Raw genomic sequence first — 12,514 nt, 5'->3', positions numbered from 1 at the left:
AAAGTTTTCCTAAGCGGTGCGAGATATGACCTGATACGCAGTCGTTATCTAATGCGTACAGGGCGGATAAGTTCGTGGAAACCTATCTCGAACAAACCGTAGGATTATTGGTATTGGGCGTGTAGAAGTTCACCGGCCAGTGTTGCCGGATGTAATGCAATGTTTTCCATAGAGCACAGTGAGGGGCAGCAGGTGGGTGCATTGCATGAACGGTAAGACCTGACGTCCAACTATCCCAGGTTCTGCTCGGTCAGGCGCTGCACAGCCAGGCGCCGGTAGTGGGACGGCGTCATACCCTTGAGCTGCTGAAAGCGCCGGTTAAAGTTGGAGATATTGTTGAAGCCCGACTCGAAGCACACGTCCGTCACCGCTTTATCGCCATCGGCCAGCAGCTCACAGGATTTGCTGATACGCAGTCGGTTAACAAACTCGATAAACGTGCGCCCCGTCGCTTGTTTGAACACACGCGAGAAATAGGTTGGCTTCATGCCCAGGTGTTCCGCGACTTCCTCCAGCGACAATTCCCGCGCGTAGTGCGCAAAGATGTAGTCCACCGCGCGGTTAGTGCGGTCGATGCTGTGTTCGTCGGCCCATTGCAGGGTGGTCGCGCCGGACAGCAATTGGTAGTCCTCACACGCGCTCAGCACTTCCAGCAAAATAAAGAAGTGCCCCAGGCGCGCCATGCCTTGGGCCTCCTCGATGCGCTGCATCAAGGTCATGGCCTGGGCGATGGTCTTTTTGCAGCGAAACTCGATGCCGTACTGAGCCCGCTCCAATAACGGCGTCAGCGTCTTGAGTTCGGCGAAAATGTGGCTGCCATGCTCGAACAACTCGTCGGTGAAATTGACCAGCATGTCGCGCTTGGGCACCCGCTCACCGTCCTCCACTTGGCTGATCCAGTTGTGAGGCAAGTTGGGGCCGGTGAGGAACAGGCTTTCGGGATAGAAGTTGCCGATGTAGTCGCCGATGAACACTTTGCCAGCACTTGCGACGATCAAGTGCAGTTCGTATTCCTTATGGAAATGCCAGCGCACCAGCGGGCAGGGGAAGCCGTGTTGGCGATAGATGATGGACAGACCGTTGTGATCGTCCATCAGCTCGTAGGAAGGGTCGGTGATTCGCGTTGCTCGGGTCATGCTGCCGTCGCTTTATTGTGGTTGCTGCGTAGGATAATGCCCCCTTGCGCGCGACCTCGCCAGCGTCGGTGTTTATACCGTGCGGTTTTTTGCCTCGATCCATTGCGACATGTACTGGGTACTTTTATGCGCGTGGTGGCGCAGCATGCTACCGGTGAAGTTGTCCCGCCGATGGGCCGCCAGATGGCGGCGACAGTGCTCCAGGCATTCCACCAGTGCCGGGCCATGGACCGTTTGATCGTAGCGCCGGGCAAGCAGCTGGCGCCCTTGTTCCTGGGCCTGGCGCCAGCGCTCACGGTCCTGATACAGAGCGATGGCGGCCGCCGCCAGGGCTGGCGCGCTCGGTTCGATCACGCCCGGCCAGGCGTGGCCGTCGCCCATCGCTTCGGCACCGATGGGGGTGGTCACACTCGGCGTGCCACACAGCATCGCGTCGGCCAGTTTGCCCTTGATCCCGGCGCCGAAACGCAAGGGTGCCAGGCAGATACGTGCAGCCGACATCACTTGCAGGGCATCTTCAGCCCAGTTCATCACATGAAAACCCTGCGCCGGGTTATGCAACGCAGTCGCCTTTGGCGGTGTGTACGATCCGTAGATATGCAGCTGGGCGCCCGGCAGTTGTTGGCGGATCAAGGGCCAGACGCCGTTCTTCATCCATAGCACCGCATCCCAGTTGGGCGCGTGGCGAAAGTTACCGATGCTAAGAAAATGCGCACGGTCTTCAAACGGCGCAAAGGCCTCGGTGGGGGGCTGCAGCATCAATGGGCACCAGTGGAGCAGGGCGGCTGGCACATTGAATTGCTCGGTGAGCAGGCGGATTTCCACGTCGGAGATCATCAGGCTGATGTCACAGCGGTAAATGGCGGCGATCTCGCGCTTGGCCACGTCGGTGTTGGCCATCAGTTGGAATTCCTGCGCCAGCGCCGGCTGGAACAGCGCGGTAAAGTCATCGCTGTCGGGATGGGCTTTCAGGTGATCCTTGAAACGTTGATGACGGGCGTCGCGCAGGCTTTGCAAGTCAGACGTCTCCAGTACGCGCACAGCATCGGGGCAGCATTTCTCCACGCGCCAGCCGAACTGTTCTTCCATCATGAAACGGTCGAACAGCACGATATCCGGGGCCAGTTCGCGGATAAAGTCGTCGAAGCTGCTGTTATTGAGTTCAATGGCGCATTCGCGTATGCCCAGCGCGGGCAAGTCGGCCTTGTGCTCGCCTACGGTCGCCGGACTGCTGAAGGTAATGTCCCAGCCGTGGTCCAGAAAGCTCTGCAGAATCTGCATCATGTGCCCGCCGGCCGCCGAGGAACGCGGCTCCGGCCAGACATAACCAATGACCAGGACTTTGGTGGCGGGCTGATTCATCGACAACGGATTCCTTGAGGGGCGTGCGAAAAGCGCGCAATTAAACCATAGGCCCGTGTCCTTGGCGCGCTATGAGAATTTATGTCTGGCGGTAGGTAGCCTCCTCAGTTTGTGGTTAACTTCGGGCTCTCGAATTCGTTCAATCAAACCCAGTATAAGGATTCCGTTCATGGCTCAAGTCACCCTTCGTGGTAACCCTGTCCAGGTTGAAGGTACATTACCGGAGACCGGCTCCCCTGCTCCAGCGTTCAGCCTGACCGCCGTTGACCTGTCCCAGGCCACCCTGGAAACGTTCGCCGGCAAGCGCAAAGTGCTGAACATCTTCCCAAGCGTCGACACCCCGACCTGCGCCACCTCGGTGCGCAAGTTCAATGCCGAAGCCAACACCCTGAACAACACCGTTGTGCTGTGCATCTCCTCCGACCTGCCGTTTGCCCAGAAGCGTTTCTGCGGCACCGAAGGCCTGGACAACGTGCTGAGCCTGTCGGATTTCCGCGACGCCCACTTTGCCGTTGACTACGGTGTGTCTCTGACCGACGGCCCGCTGCAAGGCCTGACCGCACGCGCAGTTGTCGTGCTGGATGAAAACAACAACGTGCTGCACAGCGAGCTGGTCAGCGAAATCGGTGAAGAGCCGAACTACGAAGCCGCCCTGGCTGTTTTGAAGTAACTGTTTCAGCGCATTACTGTCGTTTTGCAGTAACACGCTTGATACATGATTGCGGCCTGGCCTAGTCCAGGCCGTTTTTATTTACCCGTCAGCGGTTTAATGAAATAGCGAACGGACTAAGGTCAGAAGTTAAAAGTTGTAAGCCCAAGGTAAATAGCCGGTAAAGGCGCTTTTCTTAATGCGCTCCAGTGCTTATCTTTCAGCCTCCCAAAGAAGAAGCTCTCGCGCCCAATGGTTGATCAATCCATGCAATCCTCCCCCCGCAACTCCCGCCGCTGGCTGTTTGGCCTGCTCGTGCTGCTGGTTATCGCCGGCCTGTGCTGGAAATTCTGGCCCGGCAGCACCAAGGATACTGCCGAGAAAAAGCCGGCCGGGCATGCCGGCAAGTCGGGGATGATGCGCCCGGGCTTCGGCGGTTCCACCGGGCCGATTCCGGTGCGCGTGGCGCCGGCGGTGCTGGGTGAGTTTCCGGTGTACTACAAGGCTTTGGGCACGGTGACCGCGCTCAACACCATTAATGTACGCAGCCGGGTGGGCGGTGAGCTGGTGAAGATCGCCTTTGAAGAGGGGCAGATGGTCAAGGCCGGTGACTTGCTGGCGGAAATCGACCCGCGCAGTTACCAGAACGCTTTGCTGCAGGCCCAAGGCACGCTGTTGCAGAACCAGGCTCAGCTGAAAAATGCACAAGTTGATGTACAGCGCTACCGCGACCTGTATGCCCAGGACAGTATCGCCAAACAGACCCTGGACACCGCCGAAGCGTTGGTCATGCAGTACCAGGGCACGGTCAAGACCAACCAGGGCGCGGTGGATGACGCCAAGCTCAACCTCGAATTCACCAAGATTCGCGCGCCGATCAGCGGCCGCGTCGGCCTGCGTCAGGTCGATGTGGGCAACCTGGTCGCCGCCAACGACACCACGTTCCTCGCGGTGATCACCCAGACCCAGCCGATCAGCGTGGCGTTCACCTTGCCGGAAAACACGCTGGACACCGTGCTCAGCCGTTATCACGCCGGCAACAAGCTGCCCGTGGAAGCCTGGGACCGTGGCGACGTGAAAAAGCAGGCTGTCGGCGTGTTGCAGAGCCTCGACAACCAGATCGACGTCACCACCGGCACCCTGAAATTCAAGGGCCGTTTCGATAACAAGGACCAGGCACTCTTCCCCAACCAGTTCGTCAACGTGCACCTGCTGGCCGATACCCTGCATAACGTCGTGCTCGCACCTTCCGCGGCGATTCAGTTCGGCAATAACGGCACCTTCGTCTACAAGCTCGATGGCGACAAGAAGGTCAAGGTTCAGCCCCTCGTGATCGGTGACACCGATGGCGACAACACGGTGATCAAGGAAGGCCTGGTGGCCGGCGACCGTTTGGTGCTGGAAGGCACCGACCGCTTGAAAGACGGCAGTGAAATCGAAGTGGTCAACGACAGCAGCGACGTACAGACCACGCCGACCGAACACTTGCAAGGCAAACCCGCAGCAAAAGGGGAGACCGGGGCTAACACCGGCAAGGCGCAAAAGGTCGGTTCATGAACCTGTCGCGGCTGTTTATCCTACGCCCGGTTGCCACCACGCTGAGCATGCTGGCGATTGTCCTCGCCGGTATCATCTCGTATCGCTTGCTGCCGGTATCGGCCTTGCCGCAAGTGGATTACCCGACCATCCGGGTGATGACCCTGTACCCCGGCGCCAGCCCGGATGTGATGACCAGCGCGGTCACGGCACCGCTGGAGCGTCAGTTCGGGCAAATGCCCGGCCTGACCCAGATGGCGTCCACCAGCTCCGGCGGGGCGTCGGTGCTGACCCTGCGCTTCAACCTCGATATCAATATGGATGTCGCCGAGCAGCAGGTGCAGGCTGCAATCAACGCCGCCACCAACCTGCTACCCAAGGATTTGCCGGCGCCGCCGGTGTACAACAAGGTCAACCCGGCGGATACCCCGGTGCTGACCTTGGCGATTACCTCCAAGACCATGTTGCTGCCCAAGCTCAATGACCTGGTCGACACGCGTATGGCGCAAAAGATTGCGCAGATCAGCGGCGTCGGCATGGTCAGCATCGCCGGTGGCCAGCGCCAGGCCGTGCGTATCAAAGTCAACCCCGAGGCCCTGGCCGCCAATGGTTTGAACCTGTCGGACGTGCGCACCCTGATTGCCGCCTCCAACGTCAACCAGCCCAAGGGCAACTTCGATGGCCCGACTCGGGTATCGATGCTCGACGCCAACGACCAGTTGGTGTCGCCCCAGCAATACGCCGAATTGATCCTGGCCTACAACAATGGCGCACCGCTGCGCCTTAAAGACGTGGCACAAATCGTCGACGGCGCAGAAAACGAACGCCTCGCCGCCTGGGCCAACGAAAACCAGGCCGTGCTGCTCAATATCCAGCGTCAGCCGGGCGCCAACGTGATTGAGGTGGTTGACCGTATCAAGGCGTTGCTGCCCAGCATCACCGACAACCTGCCGGCCGGCCTGGACGTGACGGTACTCACCGACCGCACTCAAACCATTCGTGCGTCGGTGAAGGACGTACAGCATGAACTGCTGATCGCCATTGCACTGGTAGTGATGGTGACCTTCCTGTTCCTGCGCCGTGTCAGCGCGACCATTATTCCGTCGATCGCCGTGCCGTTGTCGCTGGTGGGCACCTTCGGCGTGATGTACCTGGCGGGGTTCTCCATCAATAACCTGACGCTGATGGCCCTGACCATCGCCACCGGTTTTGTGGTGGACGATGCCATCGTGATGCTGGAGAACATCTCGCGTTATATCGAGGAAGGCGATACGCCACTGACGGCGGCCCTCAAGGGTGCCAAGCAGATCGGCTTCACGCTGATTTCCCTGACCTTGTCGTTGATCGCGGTATTGATCCCGCTGCTGTTCATGGCCGATGTGGTCGGGCGGCTGTTCCGCGAGTTCGCCATCACCCTGGCGGTGGCGATCCTGATTTCCCTGGTGGTCTCGCTGACCCTGACGCCGATGATGTGCGCGCGGCTGCTCAAGCGCGAGCCGAAGGAAGACGAACAAAGCCGTTTCTACAAGGCCAGCGGCGCCTGGATCGATTGGTTGATCGAAGCCTACGGTCGCAAGTTGCAGTGGGTGCTCAAGCACCAGCCGCTGACCCTGCTGGTGGCCATCGCTACCCTGGGCCTGACCGTGGTGCTGTACCTGGTGGTGCCCAAGGGGTTTTTCCCGGTGCAGGACACCGGGGTGATTCAGGGGATTTCTGAAGCGCCACAGTCAATTTCATTTGCCGCCATGAGCCAGCGTCAACAGGAGCTGGCGAAGGTGATCCTGGCCGATCCGGCCGTTGAAAGCCTGTCCTCCTACATCGGTGTGGATGGAGATAACGCCACTCTCAACAGCGGGCGCCTGTTGATCAACCTCAAGGCCCACGGCCAGCGCGATTTGAGCGCAGCCCAGGTGATTACGCGCTTGCAGCCGGAAATCGACAAGCTGGTGGGTATCCGCCTGTTCATGCAGCCGGTGCAGGACCTGACCATTGAAGACCGCGTGAGCCGCACCCAGTACCAGTTCAGCATGTCGTCGCCCGACGCCGAGCTGTTGGCGTTGTGGAGCGACAAACTGGTGCACGCCCTCAGCCAGTTGCCGGAACTGACCGACGTCGCCAGCGACCTGCAAGACAAGGGGTTGCAGGTGTTCCTGGTCATCGACCGCGATGCGGCCTCACGCCTGGGGGTGAGTGTGTCGACCATCACCGATGCGCTGTATGACGCTTTCGGCCAGCGACAGATTTCCACCATCTACACCCAGGCCAGCCAATACCGCGTGGTGCTGCAGGCTCAATCCGGTGAAACCCTCGGGCCTGCCGCGCTGAACCAGATCCACGTGAAAACCACTGACGGCGGCCAGGTGCGGCTGTCGAGCCTGGCCCACGTAGAACAGCGTCAGGCGCAGTTGGCGATCGCGCATATCGGCCAGTTCCCGGCGGTGATGATGTCATTCAACCTGGCCCCCGGCGTCGCGCTGGGCAAAGGTGTGGAGCTGATCAACCAGACCCAGAAAGACATCGGCATGCCGATAGGCGTGCAGACCCAGTTCCAAGGGGCGGCGCAGGCGTTCGAGGCGTCACTGTCGAGCACCTTGCTGCTGATCCTGGCGGCGGTGGTCACCATGTACATCGTGCTGGGTGTGCTGTACGAGAGCTACATCCACCCGATCACCATCCTCTCCACCTTGCCGTCGGCGGCGGTGGGGGCCTTGCTGGCGTTGCTGCTGAGTGGCAATGACCTGGGCATGATCGCGATCATCGGCATTATTTTGCTGATTGGTATCGTGAAAAAGAACGCGATCATGATGATCGACTTCGCCCTCGACGCCGAACGTAACCAGGGCCTCGACCCGCAGACGGCAATCTATCAAGCGGCGCTGTTGCGTTTCCGGCCGATCCTGATGACCACGCTGGCAGCGTTGTTTGGTGCCGTACCCTTGATGCTGGCCACCGGTTCCGGCGCTGAACTGCGCCAGCCTCTGGGCCTGGTGATGGTGGGCGGTTTGTTGGTAAGCCAGGTATTGACGCTGTTCACGACGCCGGTGATCTACCTGTACTTCGACCGTCTTGGCCGGCGCTGGCGCAAAGAGCCGCAAAGCCTGGAGCCGGTTGAGTCATGAACCTGTCCGGACCGTTTATTCGCCGCCCGGTAGCAACCATGCTGCTGAGCCTGGCGATCCTGTTGCTCGGCGGCGTCAGCTTCAACTTGCTGCCGGTATCGCCGCTGCCGCAGATCGACTTTCCGGTGATCGTGGTTTCGGCCAGCTTGCCCGGCGCCAGCCCCGAGGTCATGGCGTCCACCGTGGCCACGCCGTTGGAGCGCTCATTCGGCGCGATTGCCGGCATTACCACTATGAGCAGCTCGTCGAGCCAGGGCTCCACGCGGGTGATCCTCGCGTTTGATTCCGACCGTGATATCAACGGCGCCGCACGGGAAGTGCAGGCGGCGATCAACGCGTCGCGCAACCTGTTGCCCAGTGGCATGCGCAGCATGCCGACCTACAAGAAGATCAACCCGTCCCAGGCACCGATCATGGTGCTCTCGCTGACCTCCGACGTGCTCAAAAAGGGCGAGTTGTACGACCTGGCGTCGACCATCCTCTCGCAAAGCCTGTCCCAGGTGCCGGGTGTGGGTGAAGTGCAGATCGGCGGCAGTTCCTTGCCGGCGGTGCGCATCGAGCTTGAACCCAAGGCCCTCGACCAGTACGGCGTGGCCCTGGACGATGTGCGCAACACCATCGCCAATGCCAACCAGCGGCGGCCCAAGGGTTCCCTGGAAGACAGCGAGCGCAACTGGCAGATCCAGGCCAACGACCAATTGGAAAAGGCCAAGGACTACGAACCGCTGCTGATTCGCTACCAGAACGGCGCGGCCCTGCGCCTGGGCGACGTGGCCACGATCAGTGACGGCGTGGAAGACCGCTACAACAGTGGCTTTTTCAACAATGATTCGGCGGTGTTGCTGGTGATCAACCGCCAGTCCGGCGCCAACATCATCGAGACGGTCCGACAAATCAAGGCACAGTTGCCGGCCCTGCAGGCGGTGCTGCCGTCCAGCGTCAAACTCAACCTGGCCATGGACCGCTCGCCGGTGATCACCGCGACCTTGCATGAAGCCGAGATGACCTTGCTGATTGCCGTGGCCCTGGTGGTGCTGGTGGTTTACCTGTTCCTGGGTAACTTCCGCGCTTCATTGATTCCGACCCTGGCGGTGCCGGTGTCATTGGTGGGCACCTTTGCGGTGATGTACCTGTTCGGCTTCTCGTTGAACAACTTCTCGCTGATGGCGCTGATCCTGGCCACCGGCCTGGTGGTGGACGATGCCATCGTGGTGCTGGAGAACATTTCCCGGCACATCGACGAGGGGGTGCCGCCCATGAAGGCGGCCTACCTGGGCGCCGAGGAAGTCGGCTTTACCTTGCTGTCGATGAACGTATCGCTGGTAGCGGTGTTCCTGTCCATCCTGTTTATGGGCGGCATTGTCACCAACCTGTTCCGTGAGTTTTCCATCACCTTGTCGGCCGCGATCATTGTCTCGTTGATCGTCTCGCTGACCTTGACGCCGATGCTCTGTGCCCGTTGGCTCAAGCCCCATATCAAGGGGCATATGACCGGCTTGCAGCGCTGGAGCCAGCAAGTCAATGACCGCATGGTCGCAGCCTATGCGAGCAGCCTGGACTGGGTACTGCGCCACCGTCGCCTGACCCTGCTCAGCTTGTTCATTACCGTGGGCGTGAACGTCGCGCTCTATGTGGTGGTGCCAAAAACCTTTATGCCGCAGCAGGACACTGGCCAGTTGATCGGCTTTGTGCGTGGCGACGATGGGCTGTCATTCAATGTGATGCAGCCGAAAATGGAGACGTTCCGCAAGGCGGTCCTCAAGGACCCGGCGGTGCTCAGCGTGGCCGGTTTTATCGGTGGCAACAACGGCACCAACAACGCGGTGATGCTGGTGCGCCTCAAGCCGATCGCCGAACGCAAGATCTCGGCCCAGGCGGTGATCGAGCGTTTGCGCAAGGACGTGCCACTGGTGCCGGGCGGGCGCTTGTTCCTCATGGCCGACCAGGACCTGCAATTTGGCGGCAGTCGCGATCAGACCAGTGCGCAATACTCCTACATCCTGCAAAGCGGTGACTTGGCCGCGCTGCGCCTGTGGTACCCGAAAGTGGTCGCCGCGCTGCGCGAATTGCCGGAGCTGACCGCCATCGACGCCCGTGAAGGGCGGGGTGCGGCGCAGGTGACGCTGGTGGTCGACCGCGACCAGGCCAAGCGCCTGGGTATCGACATGAACATGGTCACGGCGGTGCTGAACAACGCCTACAGCCAGCGGCAGATCTCGACCATTTATGACAGCCTCAACCAGTATCAGGTGGTGATGGAGGTCAACCCGAAATACGCCCAGGACCCGATTACCCTGAACCAGATGCAGGTGATTACGTCCACCGGCGCGCGGGTCCCGTTGTCGACCATTGCCCATTACGAAAACAGCCTGGCGGACGACCGCGTCAGTCATGAAGGCCAGTTCGCTTCGGAAAACATTGCCTTCGACATGGCCCCTGGGGTGACGGTGGAGCAGGGCACCGCCGCCATTGAGCGCGCGATTGCCAAAGTGGGCTTGCCCGAAGACGTGATCGCCAAGATGGCCGGTACCGCCGATGCGTTTGCGGCGACCCAGAAAGGCCAGCCGTTCATGATCCTTGGGGCATTGGTGGCGGTTTACCTGGTGCTGGGCATTTTGTATGAAAGCTACATTCACCCGCTGACCATCCTCTCGACCTTGCCATCGGCCGGTGTGGGCGCGTTGCTGTCGATCTACCTGTTGGGGGGCGAATTCAGCCTGATTTCCCTGCTGGGGCTGTTCCTGCTGATCGGGGTGGTGAAGAAAAACGCGATCCTGATGATCGACCTGGCCTTGCAACTGGAACGTCATGACGGCATGAGCCCGCTGGAATCCATTCGCAGCGCCTGCCTGTTGCGCTTGCGACCGATCCTGATGACCACGCTTGCCGCCATCCTCGGCGCCTTGCCGTTGCTGCTCGGCGCCGGCGACGGCGCGGAAATGCGCAAGCCGCTGGGCCTGACCATTATCGGCGGCCTGGTGTTCAGCCAGATCCTGACCCTTTACACCACTCCGGTGGTTTACCTCTATCTTGACCGCGCGCGCCACCGCTTCAATGCCTGGCGCGGTGTGCGTACTGATGCTGCCTTGGACACTGCGCTATGACCGATTCAACGTTTGCCAAATTGGCCATGAGTATGCCGCGTGGTTCCCGCGTCGCCAGCCTGGTGCTGTGCGGCGCGCTGCTCAGCGCGTGCGCCATCGGCCCGGATTACCAGCGCCCGGCGGTCATCGAACCGGTGCAATTCAAGGAAGCCCAGGGCTGGCGTCAGGCCACGCCCAGTGACTCCCTGGCTCGCGGCGCCTGGTGGGAGTTGTATGGCGACCGCCAGCTCAATGAGCTGGTGACACGCCTCAATAATGCCAACCAGACCGTCGCCCAGGCCGAAGCGCGCTTCCGTCAGGCCCAGGCCCAGGTGCGCAGCGCCCGCGGGGCGTTTTTCCCGAGCGTGGACCTGAGCGTCGGCAAGACCCGCGCCAGCCAGGGGACCGGCAGCAGCAGTGCCAGCCTGAGCAGTTCCAGCAGTGGTATTCGCGACACCCTCAACGCGCAATTGGGCGTGAGTTGGGAAGCGGATGTGTGGGGCAAGTTGCGCCGCGGCCTGGAAGCCAATGAAGCCACGGCCGAGGCCAGCTCGGCGGACCTCGCGGCGATGCGCCTGAGCCAGCAGTCCGAGCTGGTGCAAAGCTATTTGAAACTGCGCGTCATGGATGAACAGACCCGCTTGTTGCAAGCCACGCTGGACGCCTACCAGCGTTCGCTGCAAATGACCGAAAACCAGTACCGCGCCGGTGTGTCCGGCAAGGATGCGATTGCTCAGGCACAAACCCAGCTCAAGACCACCCAGGCCAGCCTGATCGACCTGATCTGGCAACGTGCCCAGTTGGAAAACGCCATCGCCGTATTGATTGGCGAGGCGCCGGCCAACTTCAATCTGGCGGTCAGTAAAGACATCCCCGCACTGCCGCAAATTCCAGTCAGCGTGCCGTCGCAATTACTGGAACGTCGCCCGGATATCGCCTCGGCCGAACGTTCGGTGATCGCCGCCAACGCCAATATTGGCGTGGCCAAGGCGGCTTATTATCCAGACTTGACCTTGAGCCTGGCGGGGGGGTATTCCAGCAGCACCTACGCCAACTGGATCAGCTTGCCGAACCGTTTCTGGTCAGTGGGGCCGAAGTTGGCGATGACCCTGTTTGACGGTGGTCAGCGTTCGGCGGAAGTCGACCGAACGGAGGCCTCGTATGACGAGACGGTGGCGAAGTACCGCCAGACGGTGCTGGATGGTTTTCGCGAAGTGGAAAACTACATGGTGCAGTTGAAGGTGCTGGAGGACGAGGCCGTTGTCAGCAATGAAGCCCTGGACGCGGCGCGGGAGTCGTTGCGGTTGACGCAAAACCAGTACAAGGCCGGGCTGATTGCCTACCTGGATGTGGTGACCGTGCAGGCGACGGCGTTGAGTAACGAACGCACGGTGCTGACGCTGTTGCAAACGCGGTTGGTGGCGAGTGTGCAACTGATTGCTGCGTTGGGCGGTGGATGGGACGGGGTGACCTCGATAGCCAATAAGGAGTGACGCCAACCCCACTGAAACCGGCGCTTTACAGCCATTGGATTGACGTCAAAACGCCGATGCTGGCCTTCTGATAATTAATCAACTCGCCAAGATTTATTCTCGCTACAATCGCCCGCTTTGCCACCTGGCACGGGCG

7 protein-coding genes are annotated in these 12,514 nt (G+C 60.6%); 5 read left to right on the top strand and 2 right to left on the bottom strand.

What is annotated here, in order from left to right:
- Positions 1-230 precede the first annotated feature (230 nt).
- Together JFT85_RS03705 and JFT85_RS03700 are read right to left on the bottom strand one after the other, a co-directional pair.
- Positions 231-1,136: an AraC family transcriptional regulator gene (locus JFT85_RS03705; protein WP_053256332.1), complete on the bottom strand. Its 906-nt coding sequence runs from the start codon at positions 1,134-1,136 to the stop codon at positions 231-233.
- Between the two features lie 72 nt (positions 1,137-1,208).
- The gene (locus tag JFT85_RS03700; protein WP_053256331.1) at positions 1,209-2,498 is read right to left on the bottom strand and encodes a glycosyltransferase; all 1,290 of its coding nucleotides are present in this window, start codon (positions 2,496-2,498) and stop codon (positions 1,209-1,211) included.
- Positions 2,499-2,667: 169 nt separating this feature from the next.
- On the opposite strand from JFT85_RS03700, the gene tpx reads away from it, so the two are divergent.
- From tpx to JFT85_RS03675, 5 genes are all read left to right on the top strand, one after another.
- Positions 2,668-3,168, top strand: a complete 501-nt coding sequence (gene tpx / locus JFT85_RS03695; protein WP_053256330.1) for a thiol peroxidase — start codon at positions 2,668-2,670, stop codon at positions 3,166-3,168.
- 231 nt (positions 3,169-3,399) lie between these two features.
- Positions 3,400-4,704 (top strand): MdtA/MuxA family multidrug efflux RND transporter periplasmic adaptor subunit, encoded by a 1,305-nt coding sequence (locus JFT85_RS03690; RefSeq protein ID WP_053256329.1) that lies wholly within the window; start codon positions 3,400-3,402, stop codon positions 4,702-4,704.
- A complete protein-coding gene (locus tag JFT85_RS03685; protein WP_069553204.1) occupies positions 4,701-7,802 on the top strand; it encodes an MdtB/MuxB family multidrug efflux RND transporter permease subunit in 3,102 nt (1,033 codons plus the stop codon). The genes JFT85_RS03690 and JFT85_RS03685 overlap by 4 nt, the downstream gene beginning before the upstream one ends.
- A complete protein-coding gene (locus JFT85_RS03680; RefSeq protein ID WP_169876416.1) occupies positions 7,799-10,906 on the top strand; it encodes an efflux RND transporter permease subunit in 3,108 nt (1,035 codons plus the stop codon). The genes JFT85_RS03685 and JFT85_RS03680 overlap by 4 nt, the downstream gene beginning before the upstream one ends.
- Positions 10,903-12,378, top strand: coding sequence for an efflux transporter outer membrane subunit (locus JFT85_RS03675; protein WP_073638443.1), 1,476 nt, complete (start codon positions 10,903-10,905; stop codon positions 12,376-12,378). The genes JFT85_RS03680 and JFT85_RS03675 overlap by 4 nt, the downstream gene beginning before the upstream one ends.
- Positions 12,379-12,514: the final 136 nt, after the last annotated feature.

Source organism: Pseudomonas sp. TH04, from assembly GCF_016651355.1.
Classification (GTDB): Bacteria; Pseudomonadota; Gammaproteobacteria; order Pseudomonadales; family Pseudomonadaceae; genus Aquipseudomonas; species Aquipseudomonas fluorescens.
Note: the sequence above shows the minus strand (reverse complement) of the source record. Positions and strands in the feature narration are given on the sequence as shown.